The sequence below is a fragment of the Streptosporangium sp. NPDC020072 genome (assembly GCF_040631445.1).
Lineage (GTDB): Bacteria > Actinomycetota > Actinomycetes > Streptosporangiales > Streptosporangiaceae > Streptosporangium.
The window spans coordinates 497546-519468 of sequence record NZ_JBEYAB010000001.1 but is presented as its reverse complement, the minus strand read 5'-3'; the positions used below and the strand labels follow the sequence as shown (position 1 = coordinate 519468).

The following is a 21923-nucleotide window of genomic DNA, read 5'->3' as shown; positions in this document are numbered from 1 at the left end:
TAGGAGATACAGGAACGACCGTTGATCAAGGAGGGGCACATGGCGCTGGACATTCACGTCACGTCCGACGCGATTCGAGCACTCCACGCCGAGGTGACGGACACCACCATCCCCAAGGTCAGGGAACTGCGGGACATGGTGGCGAGCACCCACGTGTCCTTTCCCGGCTGGGGGGCGGCCGGTGAGGTGGCGATCGGGATCAGGTACCGCCAGATCCAGCGCCAGATGGAGGAGAGGTTCACCGAGGCCCTCGACGTCCTGGCCTCCTGGCAGGAGGGGCTGCTGACGGCCGAGGGCAACTGGAAGACCGCGGAAGCGGCCAGCGGCGTCGTCGTCCGCCGATGACCGCCTCGAACAGGCCCCAGTGGAGGACCGCGACACGCAGCGCCAAGGGCGTCGTCGCCAACTCCTCGAAGATCATCAGCAGCCTGGAGAAGGGCGCGCGGCTCGCGCCGACCCTGTGGGCGGGCGTGGCGATCGCGGGGACGGCGGTCGCCAACGTGCCGGGGATGGCCGACGCCTACAACAACTGGGAGTCGATCCACTCGCGCCTGGACACCCTCAACAAGAGCTTCCTGGCCTCCCTGCGGGACAAGGAGAAGGACGGGTGGATCGCCAAGGACCGTGAGGCGTTCAACCACGCGGTCCAGCAGTACCAGGAGGCGGTGGAGAGCCTGCGCGCCTACGTCAAGGCCGTCGCGGGGATCGTGGACGAACTGGGCGACGCCTACCGCGCCTACTGGGCCGCGCTCGCCGCGCTGGCCGCCCGGCTGATCTCCCTGCTGCTGATCGCCGCGGCCATGCTGACGACGCCGTTCGCCGGGTCGGCCATGCTCAACCTGAGAATGCTCGGCACCCTGGCCAGCAGCATCATCGGCGCCTCGACCGCCGCGCTGGTGAAGATCATCGCCGCGGGGGCGAGCAGCGTCTCGCTGTTCTTCTCGGGCAAGGCGTTCTGGCAGATGTTCAACCTCTCGCCGACCGGCGCCGCGAAGATCGACTTCACCCAGGCGATGATCGTGACGGGGAACCTGCCCTCCTTCCAGAAACCGCCCCCCTCGCAACCCGGGCAGCCGACCCGGCTCCCGCCCTCGGCGGGTTTCCAGTGGCTGGCCCCCAAGAGAGAGCTTCCGGCGCCATGACACAGATGAACCGCGACTTCGACGACCTGCGCCTGGACACCCCGGAAGGTCTCGACGAGTTCGTACGGCGCAGCGACGAGATGCTGAACAGGCTCGGCGGCGTCCAGTACGAGCTCGGCGCGATCACGGGAGAGGGCGAGGCGGCCGACGGCATGGCGCGGGCCGTGGTCGACTCGACGGGACGCCTGGAGCGCGTCACCCTCGACCCCAGGATCGCGCGCCTGGACACCGCCACGATCGCCGAGGCGGTCACCGAGGCGGTCCGCGCGGCGCAGGACGACGCGCGGCGCCGTAGCGAGGAACTGATCAGCGAGGCGACGGGCGGCGAGCCGATCACGCTGGACATGGCCGCGGCCCGCCGCCAGCTTGAGGAGATCGGCGAGGACCTGGCCCGCACCCTGCGGGACCTGTCCTCGGGTTTCTGACCCGGCGCTACCTGCCGTTGATCTTGTCGAGTGTCGCGTCGACCTTGGGGTCGGGCTTGTTCGAGGCGGGCTCCCCCACCTCACGCTTGGGGGCGACCCAGGCCGAGGGCGGCTCCGTGGAGATGACGGCCTTCTTGAAGTCGATCTTCATGGCGCCGGTCGGCATGATGTTGTTCAGGTCGAGCATCCGCTGCGTGAGGGGAAGCAGGGTGGTGCCTATCAGGGCGAGGTAGCCGCCCAGAAGCGCGGTCATCTTGGCCGCGAGGCTGTTGACGATGGGGCCGATTCGCTGGAGCGCCACCTGCGCGGCGGCGGCCGTGGCCGGATTTCCCCTGCTCGCGAGCCGGATGGCCGTTATGTAGAGGGCCACCGCGGAGGAAAGGACGAGGATTCCCTTCCAGTAGTCGTAGTACGCCTGGTGGACCGCGTCCACCTTGCCCTCCAGGGTGTAGCAGACGCCGCTGAGCTTCTGCAGCTCGCCACTGAACAGGGCGGTCGCGTTCAGGAACTCCTCGCGGTCGTCGGCCTGCCAGTCGGCACGGGACAGGAAGACCGCGTTGCCGATGAGAGAGGGGTAGGCGACCTCAAGGGCCTTGGCCAGGGCGTTCCAGTTGGCCTTGGCGTCGTTCATCCCCGGGGTGTTCGCCACGGCCGTGCTCACGATGGCCACCGCGGTGGCCAGGGCCGGAACCGGCCTGGCGTTCGCCCTGAGCGCCTTGAGGGCCTCGTCCGCGAAAGCCGTGAGCTCCCTGCGCGCCGCCGTCGCCGCCCGACCATGGTGGGTGAGGTCGACCTTCGGTCCCGTCACCTTCTCCGCCGCCTTTGCTGTCGCTGCCGTCGTTCTTCTCGGATTTCCCGGACTTCCCGGATTTCCCGGATGGAGGAGCCGGCGCCTTCCGGCGGAGCCGTCATGAGTAGGTGACCTTGCTCGCGTCCTCGGCGTCCCTCCAGTTCTGCTTGATGGTCTCCAGGGCGCCGACCCAGGCGTTGATCGCGGCGGTGGCGTCCTCGACGGACTTCTTGACGTCGCGCTGCGTGCTCTCGTACGCGCCGCCGAAGGCGAGACCGAGCAGGCCGAACCCGGGGCTGTCGACGTTGGTCTCGTCGATCTTCGTCTTGAGGTCCTCGAACGCCGGTACCACCCGTTCGTTGAGGTTGCGCTGGATGTTCGCGATGCAGGTCGAGGTGACGTGAATGTTCTGACTCATCCGCCGACGTACCCCCGTGTAGTTCAGCTTTTGGACATCTGGTGGTTTCGCGTGTGAACAGCGGTGTTTAAGTGATCTTTACGGTACCGTGTGGCTTTTCTGGTGTCAGGAGTGATTTCGGTTATCTGTTGTCACTCATCGTCAGGAGGAGGCGCGTGGTGTTCGATCCCACCAACTTCGGGCTGGAAGACCTGGAACGCATCAGTAGAGACGCCGAACGTCAGACGGCGCGCCTGGCCGAGATCGAAGGCGAACTGGACGAGGTACGCGGCACGGGAACCGGGGCGGACGGGCTGATCGGCGTGACCGTCGACCCCTCGGGCAGGGTCGAGAGGATCGACCTCAACCCTCGCGTCATGCGCCTGGACAGCCACGTCCTGGCGGAGGAGCTCATGCGGGCCATCGGGGTCGCGCAGGACGACAGGGAGCGCAGGACGAAGGAGATCCTCGAAGACGCGGGGCTCCCGGCCACCCCCCTGGGCCTCGACGACGCGCGTGAGCGGATGGAGGCCGCCTACGAGTTCTTCGCCCACTCCGTCGGCGCCGAGGACGGGCGTTTCGAACGGCGCTGAGGAAGCCTGGAAGGCGTCGGCCCCCGCCGGGGTGAACCCGGCGGGGGCCGACGTCGTCGTTGCGAGGCACTCAGAGGCGCGTCATCCGCAGTTGGCCGGCGGGGCGCTGGCGCTGTCCGCCGAGTTGCCACCGCTGATGCTCACGCACTTGCCCTTCGCGGGCAGGATCACCGGGCCCGCGTAGTACTTGAACTCCCCGCGCTCGGTCTTGCTCCCGCCGTCCTTCACCTGAAGGGTGGCCCAGACGGAGGTCGCCTTCCCGATGTCGGTGGTCTTCATGGTGACCACGCAGTTCGAGCCGGTCGAGGAGTTGTAGAGCTGGTAGACGGCTCCGCCGGTGAAGGGCACGGACCGCTGCACGTAGTAGCCCGCCCCGCAGGCCTGCTGCGGCGTGTAGGGGTTGGTCTGCGGCCGGGACTCCTCGGCCGGGGGCTTGGCCGTCGAGGGCTCGGCGGTCGGCTGGAGCGGCGGCCTGACGTTGCCGGGCTCGATGGGCTTCTCCGAAGGACGCTCCGTCTCGGGCTTCGTCTCGGGCTTCGCGGTCCTGGTCGGAGTCGACCGTACGGTCTTGGTCTCCTCGGGGGTGCGCGCCGTCCGGGTCGGAGTCGGCGACGGCGTCGGCCTCGCGGCGTGGGTCGGCTGTGCGCTCGCGCTCGCCGCGGGCGTCGGGGTGGCCGTCGGCGCCGGTGAGGGGGAGGCCGTCTGGCTCGGCTCGGGGCTGCCGTTCGGCGACGGGGACGCCGTGGAGGTCCCGCTGGGAGAGGCCGTGGGAGATCCGCTGGGGGACGCGGTCGCGGGCCCGCTGGGCGGGACGGTGGGAGTCACGGTCACGGTGACGGTCGGCGTCGGCGTGTGGGCCTGCGTCGGCTCGGCCGTCTGGCTCGGCTTGCCCGTCGGCTTCCCGGTCGGCTTCGCCGAGGTTTCCGCGGTCGGCGCCGTGCTCGGGGGCGCGGGGACGTTGGTCGGCGGAATCGGGGGCGTGGTCGGTACGGCGGGCGGCGGGGTGGTGAACGAGGTCAGCGTCGGCACCGGGGGCTCACCCGTCGGCGCCTCCGTGGTCAGCTGGAGCGGGGCGACGTCCGGGACGTTCGGGTCGGGCGTCGTGCCCCACGGCACGGTCACCCGGTCCGAGGGGTCGTCGGTGCCCTGCTGTCCCTGACCCCCCGTGCCGTTCGTCGGGTACGGCTGCCGCCCCTTGCCCTGGTCGACCAGTTCGAGGGGGTTCGCGACCTTCCCGTCGGCGGAGGCGCGCTCGACGTTGTTGAGCGAGGTGTAGTTCCCCGCGGCCCAGATGCCCGCTCCGGCCAGCACGGCGACCGTGCCGACGCAGGCGGCCAGCAGAAGCCCGCCGGGCTTCTTGCTCCCCGTGGTCGTGGCCGCGACCTGCAGCACGATGGGCGGCTGCGTCGAGGCCGAGGTGTCCTTGGGCAGCGGCGGCGCGCTCCATCCCGCGGACGCCGCAGGCTGCGAGGCGGCGGCGTCCTGCTGCTGGGGCACGGCCGGTGCGACGGCGTCCCCGGTGACGGCGCCCCCCGTGACGGCCGTGCCGGTGAGGGCGGGCCGGTCGCCGAGCAGTTGCAGCATGGCGGCCTTGGTGTCGGGACGCTGCTGCGGCTGCTTGTCGAGGCAGGAGACCAGGAGGGCGGTCAGCGCGGGCGCGAGCCCGGTGAGGTCGGGGGAGCCGTTGAGCACGGCCTGCGGGTCCCCGCCGAAGGGGGCGCGGCCGGTCGCGGCGTAGGCGATGGTCGCGGCCCAGGCGAACAGGTCCGCGGGCCTGCCGGGCGCCGGTGCCGGACCGCCGGTGAGGTTGGCGTGGACCAGCTCGGGGGCGTGGTAGTCGGGCTCGGGTCCGGTGACGCCGAGGGCGGTGTCGCGCACCCGCGGACCCTCCGCGCTCAGCACCACGGTGTCGGGGTTCAGCCCGCCGTGGGCGAGGCCCGCCAGGTGGATGGCGGTCAGGGCGGCGAGGGTGCCGGAGGCCAGCCGCTCCAGGGCGTCGGGGTCGAGCGGTCCGTCCGCGGTGACCGTCTCGCGCAGGGAGCGGCCCTCGACGTGCTCGTGGACGACGTAGGGGGAGTCGTCGAACCAGCCGACCTCGACAAGCTTGGCGGTGTGCGCGCCGGAGATCCGCTTGGCGGCGTGCAGCCGGTTGGTGATCCGCTCCCGCGTCTGGGGGTCGGCACCGGGAAGCGCGGGCAGCAGGCGGATGACCCGGGTGGTCTCCTGATCGGGAAGACGCCCCAGGTAGACGGTCTGACCGGAGGCGTCGCCGAGACGTCCGGTGAGGAGGTAGACACCAATCCGTTCCGGATCTTCAGGTGTCAATGGGTTGAAATCCCCCATCGGCCATCCTTCCAACTCAACTATCGATAAAGACTGCTATAGGTATATCTAGGGCTATCAAAGCAAATCTGATCAGTGAAGTTCACATGTTTCACAGCTCTTTCATGTCTGTTCTCCCGGATGCCCTGGCTGCCATCCCCGACGCCGGCCTCGCGGCACGGCGAATCTGAACACCACGGCCAGCAGGACTCCGGCGAGACAGAGCAGGGCGACCCACAGCGTGATCGAGACGCTCAGGGCGTCCTCGGGAGGCGTGCGCCGGATCGCGTCGGCGGGCAGCGGGGCGGGCTCCTGCGGCGCCAAGGCCACCTCGTCCGAGGCCATGATCGTCGAGACGGCCAGCAGCGGGTTGACCATCCCGGCGCCGCTGCCCGTCCCCGAGGCGCCGTCGGCGGTCCGCGCGATGCGCCAGCGCACCTGGTCCTTGTTCAGCTCCGGGTAGCGGGAGCGCACCAGAGCCGCGACACCCGACACATAGGCCGCCGCGAAACTGGTGCCGTTCTCCTTCTCGACGTAGGACCGCCCCGGCCAGGTGCTGGTGATGTCACTGCCGGGCGCCAGCACGGTGACGGGGGTCATGGAGTTCGAGTAGTCGGCGACGCTCCCGTCGGAGTTGGCCGCGCCGACCGAGATGACCCCGGGATAGGCGGCCGGATAGGCGGGGGCCGGAGTGCCGTCCTCCTTGTTCACGTTGCCCGCCGCGGCGACCACGACCGCGTCCTTGGCCAGCGCGTACGCGACCGCGTTGCGCAGGTCGGGCTGGTCGCTCGCCTGGATGGAGACGTTGATCACGTCGGCGCCGAGCTGGGCCGCCTTGACGATGCCCAGGGCCAGCCTGCCCAGGTCGCCCTCGTCGCCCAGGGGCTGCTTGATGGAGATCAGCCTGGCCTCGGGCGCGACCCCCGCGAAGGGCACCCCCTTGAGCCTGGCCCCGCCGATGATGCCCGCGACCGCGGTGCCGTGACCGACGCAGTCGGCCTTGCCGGTTTCTGTGAGGTCGAACGCGGTCACCCGGGTCAGCTGGGGATGCGTGACGTCCACGCCGCTGTCGACGATCGCCACGGTCACCTTGGCGCCCCTGGACAGCCGCCACGCCTGCGGCAGGTTGAGCCGCCGCTGCCCCCACGGCTCCGCGATGCTCGTCGTGCCGCGCTTCGGCGCGCACCTGGTGGGCGCGGCCACGGCGGGAGCGGCGGTTACGGCCCCCGCGGTCACGATCGCGATGGCCGCGGCCGTCAGCCTTCGCGTGAATCCGTTCACCTTCTGTCCCCCAAGACCGGTGATACCGGGCAGAACCCTACTGAACCCGATCAAGCGCCGTCACGGTGTCCGGCGGTCCTAAGCTGACTGCCGTGACCGGGCGAGGCGGGCGGGTGCCCGGGGTTCGGTGAGAGGGCGGGGAGCGGACATGGGAGAACACACGGCTGGGACCGCGGCCGGATACGCGTGGGGCGAGGCGACGGCGACGGGCGTCGGGTCGCACCCGGGGCAGGACCACGAGGAGGCGATCAGGGTCGTCTTCGGGGAGCTTTCCGCTCTGCCGTACCTCCCCGAGCTGCCCGGACGAGGCGTCGGCGCCGACATGATCGGGCGGTCCGCCTCGCTGCTGGTCGAGCTGGCCGTCGAGGTCCAGCCCTCGGGATGGCGCTTCGCCGACCGGCCGGGACGCGACGCCAGGCGGGCCCGTGACCACCTGCTGCGCGACCTCGACGCCCTTGAGGAGGCGGCCCAGGGGTACCGGGGGCCGTTCAAGATCCAGGTGGCCGGGCCGTGGACGCTGGCGGCGACCGTCGAGCTGCGCCACGGCGACAGGACGCTCGCCGACCCGGGGGCGGTGCGCGACCTGGCCGCCTCCTTCGCCGAGGGGCTCGCCGCGCACGTCGCCGACGTGCGCAAGAGGGTGCCGGGCGCCACGGAGATCGTGCTGCAGCTCGACGAGCCCGGCCTGCCCGGGGTGCTGGCGGGTACGGTCCCGACCGCGTCCGGCTTCGGGCGGCTGCCCGCCGTCGAGGCCCACGACGCCACCGAGCTGCTCGGCTCCGTGCTGCCCGGGGGAGTCTTCCCGATCGCCCACTGCTGCGCGCCCAGGGTGCCCTTCGGCGTCCTGCGCGAGGCGGGCCTTCGCGGCCTCTCGCTGGACGCCTCCCTGCTCAGGCGACGCGACGAGGACGCGATCGGCGAGACGGTCGAGGCGGGGATCGCGCTCTTCCTCGGCGTCGTGCCCGGCACGGACGCGTCGTTGCCCGACATCGGGGTGATCGCCAGGCCCGCCGCGGAGCTGTGGAGCAGGCTCGGCTTCCCCGCCTCGACGCTGGCCTCGCAGGTCGTGCTCACCCCCGCGTGCGGGCTGGCCGGGGCCTCACCCGCCTACGCCAGGACCGCCCTGGCCACCTGCGCGCGGGCGGCCCGCGTGCTGCGGGAGGACCCGGGCGAGTGACCTCCCCGGCGGCGGGGCCGTACGGCGGTCGCGTGACCAGGGCGGGCTCGTCCGCGGAGCTTGGCCATGGGCGGGTAACGGCGCCGCGCACTGTCGGTGGTCGGCGATAGCGTTCTCCTCGTTTCCGGTTGACGAGGGGAGAGCCTGCGATGGGCGCTGAGGTCGAGGGTGTGCCGGTTGCGGCGCTTGAACGGCACGCGGAGCTGGCCGAGCTGGCCGACGAGGCCAACTGGCGTTACTACGTGCTCGACTCACCGACCGCGAGCGACGCCCAGTACGACGCGTGGATGCGCGAGCTGCGCGCCCTTGAGGAGGAGCATCCGGCCCTGCGCACGCCGGACTCCCCGACGCAGAAGGTCGGCGCGCCGATCTCCAGCGACTTCACGGCGGTCGCCCACCTGCAGCGGATGGAGAGCCTGGACAACGCCTTCAACGCCGACGACCTGCTCTCCTGGCAGGTCAGGGCGGAACGGCTCGCCGAGCGCGAGACCGCGCCCTACCTGTGCGAGCTGAAGATCGACGGCCTGGCCATCGCGCTGGTCTACGAGAAGGGCCGCCTGGTGCGGGCCGCGACCAGGGGCGACGGCCGCGTCGGCGACGACGTCACGGCGAACGTGCGCACGATCGCCGACGTCCCCCAGCGGCTCACCGGCCCGGACGTGCCCGACCTCGTCGAGGTCAGGGGCGAGGTCTACATGCCCGTCGAGGGCTTCAGGAAGCTCAACGAGCAGCTGGTCGAGGCGGGCAAGCCCCCCTTCGCCAACCCCCGCAACTCCGCGGCGGGCTCGCTGCGGCAGAAGGACCCCAGGATTACCGCGCAGCGACCACTGCACATGATCGTCCACGGTGTCGGCAAATGGGAGGGCGAGCCCCTGCCCCCGACCCAGTCGGCGGTCTACGAGCGGCTCAGGGCGCTGGGCCTGCCGGTCAGCGACCTCTACAAGGTCGTGGACGACCTCGACGGCATCAACGCCTTCATCGAGTTCTACCGCGAGCACCGCCACGACCCGGTCTACGAGATCGACGGCGTCGTGGTGAAGATCGACCGCATCGAGATCCAGCGCAACCTGGGCTCGACCAGCAGGGCGCCCCGCTGGGCCATCGCCTACAAATACCCCCCGGAGGAGGTCAACACCAAGCTCCTGGACATCCAGGTCGGGGTCGGCCGCACGGGCCGGGTCACGCCGTACGGCGTCATGGAGCCGATCGTGGTCGCGGGCTCGACGGTCGAGCGGGCGACCCTGCACAACGGCTCCGAGGTCGCGCGCAAGGGCGTGCGCATCGGCGACACCGTGGTGCTGCGCAAGGCGGGCGACGTCATCCCGGAGATCGTCGGCCCCGTCGCCGACCTGCGCGACGGCACCGAACGCGAGTTCACGATGCCGACGCACTGCCCGGAGTGCGGCACGGAGCTGGCCTACGAGAAGGAGGGCGACGCCGACCTGCGCTGCCCCAACACCAGGGCGTGCCCGGCCCAGCTGCGTGAGCGCATCTTCTTCGCCGCCGGGCGCAGGGCCTTCGACATCGAGGGGCTCGGCTACGTCGCGGCGACCGCGCTCACCCAGCCGCTGCCGCCCCAGGAGCCGCCGGTGCGCACCGAGGCCGACCTGTTCGACCTGACCGTCGAGCGGCTGCTGCCGATCAGGTCCGTCGTCCGCGATCCCGACACCGGCCTTCCCAAGACCGACCCGGAGACCGGTGAGCCCAGGGTCGTCACCTTCTTCGCCAACCAGAGCGGCGAGCCGAGCAAGAACGCCGAGAAGATGCTGGAGGAACTGGAGCGGGCGAAGGACCAGCCCGTCTGGCGGGTGCTGGTCGCGCTCTCGATCCGGCACGTCGGCCCGCCCACCGCGCAGGCCGTCGCCGCCGAGTTCCGTTCGATCGACGCGATCGAACGGGCGACCGAGGAGGAGCTGGCCGCCGTCGAGGGGGTCGGCCCCCGGGTGGCGGCGGCGATCCACGACTGGTTCCAGGTCGACTGGCACAAGGAGATCGTGACCCGCTGGAGGCAGGCCGGGGTCCGCATGGAGGACGAGCCTCCCGCCGACCTGCTTCCGCGGACGCTCGAAGGCCTGACGTTCGTGGTGACCGGGACGCTGGCGGCCTTCACCCGTGACGAGGCGGGCGCGGCCCTTTCAGCCAGGGGCGGAAAGGTGTCCGGTTCGGTGTCTAAAAAGACCTCTTTCGTGGTCGTTGGGGAGAACGCGGGCTCCAAATATGACAAGGCCGTCAAGCTCAAAGTGCCGATTCTCGACGAGGATGGCTTGCGGGTCCTGCTGGAGGAGGGGCCGGAGGCGGCTGCCGCGGTGGCGGTGACGCCGGAGGAGTGACCACGGGGGCGAGAGGCCGACCAGGGGAAACGACGAGCGGGGGGCCGTTCCGTGACGGGTGCTTCGAATGGCCGGTGACGGAACGTGCGCAATTGGTTCCGCGAAGTGGCCCAGAGGCCGTACTCTCCCATAGTGAACTAATGGGGGTTTTGTTACTCATGGCCGACCCAAATGACACACGCGACACAGGTCCGCGTGCGGGCTCACCGCTGTGGGCCTATCTCACCACCGTCATCACGCTCGGGTTCACGGCTCTCCTGCTGGCCCAGTGGCTGACCGGCCCCGCGCAACTGGCGGGGCTCGCGCGCAGCCCGATGTTCTGGATGCTGGCCGTCCTGGTCGTCCTGGGCGAGCTGCGGCCGGTGATGCTGTCGTCGTCGATGACGGTCGGGGGCACCTACCCGTCGACGATGTTCACCTTCGCGGCCCTGCTCCACTACGGGCTGCCGGTGGCGGTGCTGACGCAGGCGGTCGCCATCGTCGTCAACAGCGCCGTCACCCGTAAGGCGTGGCACCGGGTCATGTTCAACATCGCCCAGACGACACTGGCCCTCACGGCCGCGGGGGCCGTGCTCGCCGTGCTCTGCCGCCACTCGGCCCCGGCGATCTCCTGGGTGCCCGACGGGCGTGACCTGCTCGCGCTCGCCCTGGCCGGGCTCGCCTACTTCTCGGTCAGGGCGCTGCTGGTCTCCGGCGCGGTCGCGCTGCACGAACGGCGCTCCCTGCACCGGGTGATCAAGACAACGATCGGCCACCAGAGCCTGGTCTACGCGGGACTGCTCGGCCTGTCCCCGCTGGTCGTGGTCGTGATGAACGACTCCCCGGCGCTGGTGCCGCTCTTCCTCGCGCCGATGGCCGCCGTCTACTTCACCGCGACCCTTTCCGTACGGCGCGACCACCAGGCCACCCACGACGGGCTGACCGGCCTGCCCAACCGCAAGATGCTCGTCGGCCGCAGCGAGGAGGCCATCGCCGAGGCGAGGGCCGGGGAGAAGGTCGGGCTCTTCCTGCTGGACCTCGACCGGTTCAAGGAGGTCAACGACACCCTCGGCCACCCGGTCGGCGACCGGCTGCTGCAGATCGTGGCGCACCGGCTCACCCACAGCGTACGGCCGGGCGACGTGGTGACCAGGCTCGGCGGCGACGAGTTCGCGGTGCTGCTGCCCTCGATCAGGGACGCGGCGGCGGCCAGGGAGGTGGCCGCGCGGCTGCGGGTCGCCCTCACCGAACCGGTCAGGCTGGAGGGCATGACCTTCGACCTGGACGCCTCGGTCGGCATCGCCCTCTACCCCGACCACGCCCCCGACTTCGAGATGCTGATGCAGCGTTCCGACGTGGCGATGTACCTCGCGAAGGAGGCGCGCACCGGCGTCGAGGTCTACGTCGCGGAGAAGGACCGCAACAGCCCCGAGCGGCTCAACCTCATGGGCGACCTGCGCAGGGCCATCGACCGCCGTGAGCTGCGTCTTCACTACCAGCCCAAGCTGGAGCTGGCCAGCGGCCAGGTGCGCGGGGTCGAGGCGCTGCTGCGGTGGCGCCACCCCGAGCGCGGGATGATCTCGCCGGGGGAGTTCGTGCCGATGGCGGAGCAGTCCTACCTCATCCGGCACCTCACCCAGTACGTCATCGACGAGGCGCTCGAACAGGCCGCGCACTGGTGGCGGATCGGGCTCAACGAGCAGATCTCCGTCAACGTCTCCGCCCGTGACCTGCTCGACTCGACCCTTCCCGACCTGCTGGGGGCCGGGCTCGCGCAGTACCACCTGCCGCCGGAGGCGATCCAGCTGGAGGTGACCGAGCGCGTCCTGATGACCGACCAGGCCTACACAGCCGACGCCGTCCGCGCCCTGAACGCGCTCGGGGTGCAGCTCGCGCTGGACGACTTCGGCACCGGCTACTCCTCACTGGTGCGCCTGCAGCGCCTGCCGGTCTCCGAGGTCAAGATCGACGCCTCGTTCGTCAGGAGGCTCGGCGAGTCCGTGGACGACGAGCGGATCGTCCGCTCCATCATCGACCTGGTCCGCTCGCTGGGGCTGCGCTCGGTCGCCGAGGGCGTCGAGTCGGACGAGGTGGCCGCCCGCCTGGCCGAAATGGGCTGCGAACTGGCCCAGGGACGGCTCTTCACCGAGCCCATGTCCGCCGCCGACGCGACCGTCTGGCTGAGCGAGCACCGGGACAGGGCCGTGCCCGACCTCGGATTCCTGCGCGGAAGCGAGGTTCTCGACCCCCAGACGGCCTGATCCCCGGCGAAGGCCGGCACGCGCGCTCCCGGGCGGTTCGGTGACGGCCGCCCGGTGACGCGGGGGTCCGTGAAGACGCCGGAAAGGAGGGCGCGGGTTATTGGGTCAGGTACGTCAGGTCACGAGCCCTAGGATGACAGTGTCCAATTGCCATTCACGAAACGGGTTCAACGACTCATGTCCGCCATAACCCGCGACGAGGTCGCTCACCTCGCCAGGCTGTCCCGGCTGGCGCTGGCCGACGAGGAACTCGACCACTTCGCCGCGCAGCTCGATGTGATCATCGGTGCGGTCGCCCGCGTCGCCGAGGTGGCGGCCGACGACATCCCGCCGTCCTCGCACGCGCTTCCGCTCACCAACGTCTACCGCCCAGACGAGGTACGGCCCGGCCTGACGCCGCAGGAGGCGCTGGCCGCCGCCCCGGCCGTCGAGGACGACCGCTTCCGTGTTCCGCGCATCCTCGGGGAGGAAGCATGAGCCTCGTCCACACCTCAGCCGCCGAACTCGGCGCGCTGGTCGCCGGCGGCGAGGTCTCGGCCGTCGAGGTCGCCCAGGCCCACCTCGACCGGATCGCCGAGGTGGAGCCGAAGGTCAACGCCTTCCTGCACGTCGACGCGGAGACGACGCTCGCGCAGGCCCGCGCCGTCGACGCCCGCCGGGCCGCCGGGGAGCGGCTCGGCCCGCTCGCGGGTGTGCCGATCGCGCACAAGGACGTCTTCACGACCACGGACATGCCGACGACGGCCGGTTCCAAGATCCTTGAGGGGTACCGCCCGCCGTACGACGCGACCGTGACCAGGCGGCTGCGTGAGGCGGGCCTGGTGATCCTCGGCAAGACCAACCTCGACGAGTTCGCGATGGGCTCCTCCACGGAGAACTCGGCCTACGGGCCGACCCGTAACCCGTGGGACCTGTCGCGCATCCCGGGTGGTTCCTCGGGTGGTTCCTCGGCCGCGGTCGCCGCCTACGAGGCCCCGCTGTCCACCGGCACCGACACCGGTGGCTCGATCCGCCAGCCCGCGGCCGTCACCGGCATCGTCGGCATGAAGCCGACCTACGGTGGCTCGTCCCGTTACGGGCTGATCGCCTTCGCCAGCTCCCTGGACACTCCCGGCCCCTTCGCCCGTAACGTGCTGGACGCCGCGCTGCTGCACGAGGCCTTCTCCGGGCACGACCCGATGGACTCCACCTCCGTGGACGCTCCGGTGCCCTCCGTCGTCGAGGCGGCGCGCAACGGCGACGTCGCGGGGCTGCGCATCGGCGTGGTCAGGGAGTTCGGCGGCGACGGCTACCAGCCCGGGGTGCTCGCCCGCTTCCACGAGAGCGTCGAGCTGCTCGAATCACTCGGCGCCAAGGTCGTCGAGGTCTCCTGCCCGTCGTTCACCACGGCGCTGCCGGCCTACTACCTGATCGCGCCGTCCGAGGCCTCCTCCAACCTGGCCCGCTTCGACGCCATGCGGTACGGCCTGCGCGTCGGTGACGACGGCACGCGCAGCGCCGAGGAGGTCATGGCGCTGACCAGGGCCGCCGGGTTCGGTCCCGAGGTCAAGCGGCGCATCATCCTGGGCACCTACGCCCTGTCCAGCGGCTACTACGACGCCTACTACGGCCAGGCGCAGAAGGTCCGCACGCTGATCGCCCGCGACTTCGAGGCGGCCTTCAACCAGGTGGACGTGCTGGTCTCGCCGACCACGCCGACCACGGCGTTCCCGATCGGCGAGCGCGCGGACGACCCCATGGCGATGTACCTCGCCGACCTGTGCACCATCCCGACCAACCTGGCGGGCAACGCGGCCATCTCGGTGCCGTGCGGCCTGGCGGACGAGGACGGGCTGCCCGTCGGCCTGCAGATCATGGCCCCGGTGCTCGGCGACGACCGCTGCTACCGGGTCGGCGCCGCGGTGGAGAGGGCGCTGGAGGGCCGTTGGGGCGGCAGCCTGCTGTCCAAGGCCCCGGTGCTCTAGGGCACGGGTAAGGCGAGAAAGGAAAACAGGGGGAAAGGCGGCATGATCACTCGGATCGAGATAGACGGGTTCAAGTCATTCTTGAACTTCGTCCTCGACGTGCCGCCCTTCCTGGTGCTGGTCGGCCCGAACTCCAGTGGCAAGTCGAACCTGTTCGACGCCCTGGACTTCGTGGCCGCCGAGGTCACCGGCCAGGGCGGTCTGCTGGGCGCCTCCAGGGGCCTGCCCGCCGAGCAGTTCCACCGGGTCGCGCGGGGGACGCCCGTGCCGGGGTTCGTCGTCTCCGTCGAGACCCTGGTCACCCCCGAGCCAGGAGCCCTGCTGCCGGTCAGGTTCGACGCGGGCGCGGAGATGGTCCTGAAGATCCCGAGGTCGAGCGGGGTCGTCGTCAGCCACGTGGCCAGCGACCTGCCGGAGGAACTCCTGGAGCTCATGGTCGAGGACCCCGAGCCCGAGGAGACGCCCCGCCGTACGGTCACCACGTGGCGGCGCTACGTGCCGGAACCGCGGGTCATGCGCGGGCGCTGGACCGCCGAGGACCGCGGGCCGCTGGCCGCGGACGGCCGCAACCTCGCGGCGGTGCTCGGGCGGATGGCCGGTACGGCGGCGCTCGCCGACCTGACGGCCGACCTCGCGGGAATCGTGCCCGACGTGGTCGCGCTGGTGCCCAGGACCGAACGGGAGGAGTGCTCCTTCGAACTGGTCGTCGACGGCCAGGGAAGCGTCCCGACGCCCCTGCTGTCCGACGGGACCCTGCGCGTCCTGGGTCTGCTGGCCGCCCTGCACGACCCCGACCACCCGGGCACCCTGCTGGTCGAGGAGATCGAGAACGGCGTGCACCCGACGCGGCTCGGCGAGCTGCTGCGGCGGGTCAGGCAGCGGATCACCCGGCCGGGGGGCGTGGAGCCGCACCGGCAGGTGATCCTCACCACCCAATCGCCGGTGGTGGTCGCCGAGACCTACCGGGCCGACCCGGACGCGCTGACCTTCCTGGACACCGCGGTCCGCGTCGATCCCGACAGGGACCGGGTCTCCCGGGTGACCGTGGCCAAGTCCGTCCAGCCGGACGGCGAGCCGGGCACGTTCGTCTCGCCACGGCAGGTCGGCAAATACCTCGGGACGGCGGCATGAGCCGTCCGCTGGTACCCGGCCTGATCGCCAGGGGAGAGGTCGAGGAGGGCTTCCTCGGCATCGTGATCTCCCGCCAGCTGCGCGAGCTGACCTGGATGTCCCCGCACACGGTGGACGTCGGGGCCACGGAGGTCGTCTCCTCCGGCAGGGAGGGCGTGGTCACGGCGCTTGAGGAGCTCGCCGCCGACTGCCACCTGCTGTTCACCCACGAGAGTGAGCGTGAGCGCGGCAAGGGCGACGGCGTCCGCTACCACTCGCACTACCTGGTGCCCGTCATCGGCCTGGGGGAGACGGAGCGGTGGCTGCTGGCCGACCGGGCGATGTGGGCCCGGCTTGAGGGCAGCGACCTCGGCCTGCTCCCCGCCCGTCCCCGTGACGCGGACAGGATCACCGACCCGGAGGCCGTGCTGGCCGCGACCGTTCCTCAGCGGGGCAAGCCGATCGGCGACTACCTCCAGTACGCGGGGCGCAACATGGACCTCGCCGTGCTGGCCCAGGTCCCCGGATACGCCGACTGGGTCGCCGAGACGAGGAACGCACTGAAAGGACTTGGTTACCTGTGAGCGGGAGGAGTCCCGGCACAGCGGGCGGAGCGGCGCGCAGGACGCGGGCGCTCCGCGGAGTGAACGAGGAGGGTGATCGACCGATGAGCGCGCGAGAGCCCGACGCAGCGGGCGGAGCGGCGCGTGAGGTGCGAGTCTCCCGCCCAGTCAACGAGGATTGGTGAACAATCGATGAGCACGGAAACGCTGATGCCGTACGACGAGGCGCTTGAGCGCTTCGAACCGGTGCTGGGCCTGGAGACGCACGTCGAGCTGGGCACGGCCTCGAAGATGTTCTGCGGTTGCCCGACCACGTTCGGCGCCCCGCCCAACACCCAGGTGTGCCCGGTCTGCCTGGCGCTGCCCGGGGCGCTGCCGACGGCCAACGCCGCCGCGATCGAGTCGACGATCCGCATCGGCCTTGCGCTCAACTGCTCCATCGCCGAGTGGTGCCGCTTCGCCCGGAAGAACTACTTCTATCCGGACATGCCGAAGAACTACCAGATCAGCCAGTACGACGAGCCGCTCTGCTTCGACGGCTACCTCGACGTCGAGGTGGACGGCAAGACCGTGCGGATCGAGATCGAGCGGGTCCACCTGGAGGAGGACACCGGCAAGTCCACCCACGTGGGCGGCGCCACCGGGCGCATCCACGGCGCCGACTACTCGATCGTCGACTACAACCGCGCGGGCATCCCGCTGGTCGAGATCGTCACCAAGCCGATCCCGGGCACCGACCGGCTCGCCCCCGAGGTCGCCCGCGCCTACGCCACCGAACTGCGTGAGGTCATGCGCGCGCTCGGCGTCTCCGACGTGCGCATGGAGGAGGGCTCCATGCGGTGCGACGTGAACGTCTCCCTCATGCCGCGTGGCGCGACCGAGTGGGGCACCCGTACCGAGACCAAGAACGTCAACTCGCTGCGCAGCGTCGAGCGTTCGGTCCGCGGTGAGATCTCCCGTCAGGCCGCGATCCTGGCCGACGGCGGCGTGATCATCCAGGAGACCCGGCACTTCCACGAGGACACCGGCACCACCACCTCGGGGCGTTCGAAGGAGGAGGCGCAGGACTACCGCTACTTCCCCGAGCCCGACCTGGTGCCGATCGCGCCGGACCCCGCGTGGGTCGCCGAGCTGAAGGCCGCGCTGCCCGAGCTGCCGCGCGTACGGCGCCTGCGGCTCCAGCGGGAGTGGGGCGTGTCCGACCTGGACATGGAGTCCATGCACAACATCGACGCCATCGACCTGGTCGAGGCGACCGTCGCCGCCGGGGCCCCGCCCGCCGACGCCCGCAAGTGGTGGATGGGCGAGCTGGCCCGCAGGGCCAACGAGGCGGGCGTCCCGCTCGGTGAGCTGGCGATCACCCCCGACCAGATCGCCAGGGTGTGCGCGATGGTCGCCGGGGGAGCGCTGAACGACAAGCTGGCCCGCCAGGTGCTCGAAGGCGTGCTGAACGGCGAGGGTTCCCCCGACGAGGTGGTCGCCGCGCGCGGCCTGCAGATCGTCAACGACGAGGGTGAGCTTTCGGCGATCATCGACCAGGTGCTGGCGGACAACGCCGCCGCTGCGGAGAAGGTCCGCTCCGGCAAGATCGCCGCGGTCGGCGCCCTGGTCGGCGGCGTCATGAAGGCCAGCAGGGGCAAGGCGGACGCGGCCCGCGCCCGTGAACTCCTGCTGGAGAAGCTCGGCGTCTCCGAGTAGTCCCTGCCGGAGGCAGTCAGGTTTCGGCCGGCTTCGGCCGACGAAAGGCCCCACCGATTTGGTGGGGCCTTTTTGTTATCTGGAAATCACTTTCTCCCACTAAATGTGCATTGACTGGGGTTGTTAACTTCTTGCACAGTAATCACATTAATCTCCCCCTTCTCTCTGGTGCCGCACAGCCCGAGATCGGAGAATTCCATGAAGAGACAACTGGCGCTCCTCGCCGTGCTCTCGGCCGCCGTCTGCGGGACGTCGGCCGTCGTCACCCCGGCGCAGGCCGCCGTTTCCGCCGTCACGAGCGCCCGGGCGATCGACGCCATGGTGATCGCCAACGGCGTCCGGCTGAGATCGACCCCCGGCGGAAGCTGGGTGGTCGGCTACCTCTACTACGGGGATTACGGACAGATCCTCAGCGTCAGTTCGGGCACCTGGTGCCAGTTCAGACTCGGCGGAAGGTCGGCCTCGGGACTACCCGCGGGAACCGTCGGATGGGCCTCCTGCTCATACTTCGCCACCGAGGACGGAGTGCGTTTCTCGCAGACGGCCGTCGACGCGCTCGGCGCCTGACAGGGGCCGAGCCCGCCGTACGGACTCATCTCCAGGCCCCGTACGGCGGGCCCGGCTCGGGGTGCGGAAAACCACTCCGACGGTGCCGGAAAAGGCGGGAAAGGGCCCTTGCGAAGCACGAACCATGCCGCAAACCCGCCATGCCGAGGTGATTTGTTACCGCTCACCAAGGGTGCCCGCGGACGGTTGTGGTTTAGGGTTGCCGGAAGCAGAGGTCACGAAGCAGGAGGAGCCTGAGGAAGTGCGGAACGGAGCGTCGACAGATCCGCCGACCGACCCGTTCGCGGCGGTGCCCCTGCCCTCGCATCCCGTTCCCCCGGGCGCCCGTGACCCCGCCCAGCCGCCGGGAAACAGGCCCAAGGGGCGTTCGAAGCTGCCCCCCGGCGTCTCCCCCGACATCTTCGGCCCCACCGGTTCGCCCGGCCTGCTCGGTCCCGCCGGTTCTCCCGGCCCGCGCGGCGCCGGCGGACAGCAGGGCCCCATGAACCCCGGCGCACCGGGATCCCCCGGTTCGCCCGGCCTGCCGCCGCCCGCCCCCAAACCGGAGCCCTGGCGGATGGCGGCCCCCCAGGACAAGGCCGCCCCGTCGCGTCAGGAGCCCGTACCCGGTGACGCGGGACCTCCCCGGGGAGGGTCACCCCGCACCGAGGGGACACCCGCACGCCGTGGCGGACGCGGGCTGCTGCTGACCCTGCTGCTCCTGCTGGTGCTCGGCTGCCTCGCCTACGGCATCCCCGCGATCGTCATGGCGGGCAAGATGCTGCCCGGCACCAACGTCAGGGGCGTCGACATCGGCGGGCTGACCGCCACCGAGGCCGCCGAACGGCTCAGGGACAAACTCGCCGCCCCCGCCACCAGCGCGATGACCCTGCGAGCCGCGGGCAAGGAGTACACCCTCGACCCCGAGGAGGCCGGGCTGGAGTTCGACGTCGTCGCGACGATCGACCAGGCGCCGAGTGACTTCCCCTCGCCGGGAGAGGTCTGGCGGGCCCTCACCGGGACCAATGACCTGAACCCCAAGATCTCCGTCGACCCCGAACTCATGAAGAACGCCGTCAAGGGACTGGCGAGAAGGATCGACCTCAAGGTCAGGGACGGCGAGGTCACCTTCAAGGGCACCCGGCCTGTGGCCGTGGCCCCCAGGGACGGCCGCAAGCTGGAACAGGAGGCGGCGGCGGACGCCATCGCGAAGGCCTTCCTCGGCTCGCCCGGAGCCGTCGACCTGCCCGTCTCGGTGATCAAGCCGAAGGCCACCCCCGAGGCGGTCGAACAGGCCAAGACCGCGGCGGCCAAGGCGCTCTCCGGCCCGGTGACCCTGGTCCGCGGGGACAAACAGGTGCGAATGACGGTCGAGACCCTCGCCGCCCACCTGTCCTACGAGCCCGGGCCGGAAGGTGAGATGCGTCCCGTCTTCGACGCCAAGGGCGCCGTCGCCGACCTGGAGAACGGTCTCGTCGACCCCGGCCTGGCCCCCAGGGAGCCCACCTTCGAGATCGTCGGCGACAAGCCGAAGCTGGTCCCCGGGCACAAGGGGCAGGGTGTCGACACCGGAAAGCTCGCCGACGACATGGCCGCCATGCTCGCCAAGGGCGGCGAACGGAGCGTCCAGGTCACGCTCACGACCGTCGAACCGAGACTCTCCGAGGCGCAGGCGCGTGCCCTCGGCATCAAGGAGAAGATCAGCGAGTTCACCACCCCGTACGTCTGCTGCCCGCCCAGGGTGACCAACATCAGGACCCTGGCCAAGATCATGGACGGCTACATCGTCAAACCCGGCGAGACCTTCTCCCTCAACGGCGTCATCGGCGAACGCGACACGGCCCGGGGGTTCGTCCCGGCGCCGATGATCCAGGGAGGCAGGCTGATCGACTCGGTCGGCGGGGGCATCTCCCAGTTCGTCACGACCATGTACAACGCGGTGTTCTTCGGCGGCCTCGAAGACGTCCAGCACGTGCCACACGAGTTCTACATCTCGCGCTACCCGGCGGGCCGTGAGTCCACGGTCTCCTGGCCGGAGCCCGACTTCCGCTGGCGGAACGACTCCAAGTACGGCGTGCTGGTGAAGACCTCCTACACCGCGAGCGGTGTCACGGTCGCCTTCTGGAGCACCAAGCGCTACGACATCGAGTCGATCTCCTCGGAACGTTACAATCTCACGCCGTTCAAGAGCGTGACCGAGAGCGGCCCGGGCTGCATCCCCATGGAAGGCCAGCAGGGCTTCACGATCGACGTCTGGCGGATCTTCAAACAAGACGGCGAAGAGATCAAACGCGTCAAGCAGACCACCGTCTACCGCCCCGAACTAAACCTGAAGTGCGTGGCGGGCGGAACACCCCAGACGGAGTGATTTGCGGCGCCGAAGGCGCCGCAAAGAGGCACAGCGCAATAATCGGGGCCATGAGAATCTGGGTCCCCTCGCAGGCCGCGGCTGATGTTCTTCGTGATCTCCCCGATGTGGAGTGCGTCGTCTACGACGGGACCGGGCCGACGCCCGAGGGGATCGGGGAGGTGGAGGTCTGGGTTCCGCCGTTGATCCCGCCCTCGCTGGTTCCCGAACTGCTCGGTCGGATGCACGGGCTGCGGTTGCTGCAGACGGTCACCGCCGGGGTCGACGCCTACCGGCCCCACCTGCCCGAGGGCGTGGTGCTGTGCAACGCGCGGGGTGTGCACGACGCGGGTACCGCGGAGTGGGTGGTCGGGGCCATGATCGCGGTGCTGCGGGAGTTCCCGGGGTTCGCCGCGGCCCAGGGGCGGGGGGAGTGGACCTACCACCACACCGGGGTGCTGGCCGACTCGACCGTGCTGGTCGTCGGGTACGGCTCGATCGGCCAGGCGCTCGAACGGCGGCTCGAAGGCTTCGAGGTGGACGTCGTACGGGTCGCGCGGACGGCGCGGGAGGGCGTTCACGGGCAGGACGAGCTGCCCGAGCTGCTGCCGAAGGCGGATGTGGTCGTGCTGCTGGTGCCCGCGACCCCCGCGACCACGGGACTGGTCGACGCGGCCTTCCTGGCGTCGATGCGGGACGGCGCCCTGCTGGTGAACGCGGCCAGGGGCGGGGTCGTCGACACCGACGCGCTCGTGGCCGAGCTCGAACGGGGCAGACTGGTCGCCGCACTCGACGTGACCGACCCGGAGCCGCTTCCCGCCGGTCACCCGCTGTGGTCGGCACCCGGGGTCTTCATCACCCCGCACGTCGCGGGAAGCACCCCCGCCTCGGGGCGGCGCCTGCTGAGGTTGCTGCGCTCGCAGCTGCTGAGACACCTCGCCGGAGAGCAGCTTAAAAACGTGATCACCGGTTCGTACTGACCGGGAAAGGATTCCCGA

Annotated in this window: 19 protein-coding genes; 15 read left to right on the top strand and 4 right to left on the bottom strand. The window is 70.6% G+C overall.

Annotated elements, in window-relative coordinates:
• Positions 1-39 precede the first annotated feature (39 nt).
• From ABZ470_RS02490 to ABZ470_RS02480, 3 genes are read left to right on the top strand one after another with little or no spacing between them, the layout of a single operon-like run.
• A complete protein-coding gene (locus ABZ470_RS02490) occupies positions 40-345 on the top strand; it encodes a hypothetical protein (RefSeq protein WP_362909469.1) in 306 nt (101 codons plus the stop codon).
• The gene (locus ABZ470_RS02485) at positions 342-1142 is read left to right on the top strand and encodes a hypothetical protein (protein ID WP_362909467.1); all 801 of its coding nucleotides are present in this window, start codon (positions 342-344) and stop codon (positions 1140-1142) included. Before ABZ470_RS02490 ends, ABZ470_RS02485 begins: the two co-directional genes overlap by 4 nt.
• A complete protein-coding gene (locus tag ABZ470_RS02480) occupies positions 1139-1567 on the top strand; it encodes a YbaB/EbfC family nucleoid-associated protein (RefSeq protein ID WP_352010208.1) in 429 nt (142 codons plus the stop codon). Before ABZ470_RS02485 ends, ABZ470_RS02480 begins: the two co-directional genes overlap by 4 nt.
• Before the next feature lie 7 nt (positions 1568-1574).
• Here ABZ470_RS02480 and ABZ470_RS02475 read toward each other — a convergent pair whose 3' ends face one another.
• A complete protein-coding gene (locus tag ABZ470_RS02475; RefSeq protein WP_362774219.1) occupies positions 1575-2375 on the bottom strand; it encodes a hypothetical protein in 801 nt (266 codons plus the stop codon).
• Between the two features lie 100 nt (positions 2376-2475).
• Positions 2476-2775, bottom strand: a complete 300-nt coding sequence (locus ABZ470_RS02470) for a hypothetical protein (protein ID WP_352010210.1) — start codon at positions 2773-2775, stop codon at positions 2476-2478.
• A gap of 155 nt (positions 2776-2930) precedes the next feature.
• Between ABZ470_RS02470 and ABZ470_RS02465 the strand changes: the two genes are divergently transcribed.
• Positions 2931-3347, top strand: coding sequence for a YbaB/EbfC family nucleoid-associated protein (locus ABZ470_RS02465; RefSeq protein ID WP_352010211.1), 417 nt, complete (start codon positions 2931-2933; stop codon positions 3345-3347).
• 81 nt (positions 3348-3428) lie between these two features.
• Here ABZ470_RS02465 and ABZ470_RS02460 read toward each other — a convergent pair whose 3' ends face one another.
• Together ABZ470_RS02460 and mycP are read right to left on the bottom strand one after the other, a co-directional pair.
• Positions 3429-5672 carry a serine/threonine protein kinase gene (locus ABZ470_RS02460; RefSeq protein ID WP_362909465.1) on the bottom strand — a complete coding sequence of 748 codons (2244 nt, stop codon included), beginning with the start codon at positions 5670-5672 and terminating at the stop codon, positions 3429-3431.
• A gap of 120 nt (positions 5673-5792) precedes the next feature.
• On the bottom strand, positions 5793-6950 hold the full coding sequence (mycP, locus tag ABZ470_RS02455; RefSeq protein WP_362909463.1) for a type VII secretion-associated serine protease mycosin: 1158 nt from the start codon (positions 6948-6950) through the stop codon (positions 5793-5795).
• Positions 6951-7098: 148 nt separating this feature from the next.
• On the opposite strand from mycP, the gene ABZ470_RS02450 reads away from it, so the two are divergent.
• The 11 genes from ABZ470_RS02450 to ABZ470_RS02400 all read left to right on the top strand — a co-directional run bounded on the left by ABZ470_RS02450 (position 7099) and on the right by ABZ470_RS02400 (position 21905).
• Positions 7099-8127, top strand: a complete 1029-nt coding sequence (locus tag ABZ470_RS02450; protein WP_362909461.1) for a methionine synthase — start codon at positions 7099-7101, stop codon at positions 8125-8127.
• 149 nt (positions 8128-8276) lie between these two features.
• Positions 8277-10457, top strand: coding sequence for an NAD-dependent DNA ligase LigA (ligA, locus tag ABZ470_RS02445; RefSeq protein WP_362909459.1), 2181 nt, complete (start codon positions 8277-8279; stop codon positions 10455-10457).
• Positions 10458-10615: 158 nt separating this feature from the next.
• Positions 10616-12697: an EAL domain-containing protein gene (locus ABZ470_RS02440; RefSeq protein WP_362909457.1), complete on the top strand. Its 2082-nt coding sequence runs from the start codon at positions 10616-10618 to the stop codon at positions 12695-12697.
• A 177-nt stretch (positions 12698-12874) separates the two neighbouring features.
• A complete protein-coding gene (gene gatC / locus ABZ470_RS02435; RefSeq protein ID WP_352010217.1) occupies positions 12875-13174 on the top strand; it encodes an Asp-tRNA(Asn)/Glu-tRNA(Gln) amidotransferase subunit GatC in 300 nt (99 codons plus the stop codon).
• A complete protein-coding gene (gatA, locus tag ABZ470_RS02430; protein WP_352010218.1) occupies positions 13171-14661 on the top strand; it encodes an Asp-tRNA(Asn)/Glu-tRNA(Gln) amidotransferase subunit GatA in 1491 nt (496 codons plus the stop codon). Before gatC ends, gatA begins: the two co-directional genes overlap by 4 nt.
• Before the next feature lie 42 nt (positions 14662-14703).
• The gene (locus ABZ470_RS02425) at positions 14704-15792 is read left to right on the top strand and encodes an AAA family ATPase (protein ID WP_362909455.1); all 1089 of its coding nucleotides are present in this window, start codon (positions 14704-14706) and stop codon (positions 15790-15792) included.
• Positions 15789-16355 carry a hypothetical protein gene (locus tag ABZ470_RS02420; RefSeq protein ID WP_352010220.1) on the top strand — a complete coding sequence of 189 codons (567 nt, stop codon included), beginning with the start codon at positions 15789-15791 and terminating at the stop codon, positions 16353-16355. Before ABZ470_RS02425 ends, ABZ470_RS02420 begins: the two co-directional genes overlap by 4 nt.
• 171 nt (positions 16356-16526) lie before the next feature.
• Entirely contained in the window at positions 16527-18032 is a 1506-nt protein-coding gene (gatB, locus tag ABZ470_RS02415; RefSeq protein ID WP_362909453.1) for an Asp-tRNA(Asn)/Glu-tRNA(Gln) amidotransferase subunit GatB, read from the top strand.
• Positions 18033-18230: 198 nt separating this feature from the next.
• Positions 18231-18599 carry an SH3 domain-containing protein gene (locus ABZ470_RS02410; RefSeq protein ID WP_352010222.1) on the top strand — a complete coding sequence of 123 codons (369 nt, stop codon included), beginning with the start codon at positions 18231-18233 and terminating at the stop codon, positions 18597-18599.
• 241 nt (positions 18600-18840) lie between these two features.
• Positions 18841-20946 (top strand): VanW family protein, encoded by a 2106-nt coding sequence (locus ABZ470_RS02405; protein ID WP_362909451.1) that lies wholly within the window; start codon positions 18841-18843, stop codon positions 20944-20946.
• 50 nt (positions 20947-20996) lie between these two features.
• The gene (locus ABZ470_RS02400) at positions 20997-21905 is read left to right on the top strand and encodes a 2-hydroxyacid dehydrogenase (RefSeq protein ID WP_352010224.1); all 909 of its coding nucleotides are present in this window, start codon (positions 20997-20999) and stop codon (positions 21903-21905) included.
• Positions 21906-21923 lie beyond the last annotated feature (18 nt).

Bases quoted from the DNA above. Each gene is read 5' to 3' on its own strand.
- gatA (WP_352010218.1), top strand. From the start codon at position 13,171: ATGAGCCTCGTCCACACCTCAGCCGCCGAACTCGGCGCGCTGGTCGCC.
- ABZ470_RS02490 (WP_362909469.1), top strand. From the start codon at position 40: ATGGCGCTGGACATTCACGTCACGTCCGACGCGATTCGAGCACTCCAC.
- ABZ470_RS02425 (WP_362909455.1), top strand. From the start codon at position 14,704: ATGATCACTCGGATCGAGATAGACGGGTTCAAGTCATTCTTGAACTTC.
- gatB (WP_362909453.1), top strand. From the start codon at position 16,527: ATGAGCACGGAAACGCTGATGCCGTACGACGAGGCGCTTGAGCGCTTC.
- ABZ470_RS02400 (WP_352010224.1), top strand. From the start codon at position 20,997: ATGAGAATCTGGGTCCCCTCGCAGGCCGCGGCTGATGTTCTTCGTGAT.
- ABZ470_RS02440 (WP_362909457.1), top strand. From the start codon at position 10,616: ATGGCCGACCCAAATGACACACGCGACACAGGTCCGCGTGCGGGCTCA.
- ABZ470_RS02470 (WP_352010210.1), bottom strand. From the start codon at position 2,775: ATGAGTCAGAACATTCACGTCACCTCGACCTGCATCGCGAACATCCAG.
- ligA (WP_362909459.1), top strand. From the start codon at position 8,277: ATGGGCGCTGAGGTCGAGGGTGTGCCGGTTGCGGCGCTTGAACGGCAC.
- ABZ470_RS02420 (WP_352010220.1), top strand. From the start codon at position 15,789: ATGAGCCGTCCGCTGGTACCCGGCCTGATCGCCAGGGGAGAGGTCGAG.
- ABZ470_RS02450 (WP_362909461.1), top strand. From the start codon at position 7,099: ATGGGAGAACACACGGCTGGGACCGCGGCCGGATACGCGTGGGGCGAG.
- gatC (WP_352010217.1), top strand. From the start codon at position 12,875: ATGTCCGCCATAACCCGCGACGAGGTCGCTCACCTCGCCAGGCTGTCC.
- ABZ470_RS02480 (WP_352010208.1), top strand. From the start codon at position 1,139: ATGACACAGATGAACCGCGACTTCGACGACCTGCGCCTGGACACCCCG.
- ABZ470_RS02485 (WP_362909467.1), top strand. From the start codon at position 342: ATGACCGCCTCGAACAGGCCCCAGTGGAGGACCGCGACACGCAGCGCC.
- ABZ470_RS02410 (WP_352010222.1), top strand. From the start codon at position 18,231: ATGAAGAGACAACTGGCGCTCCTCGCCGTGCTCTCGGCCGCCGTCTGC.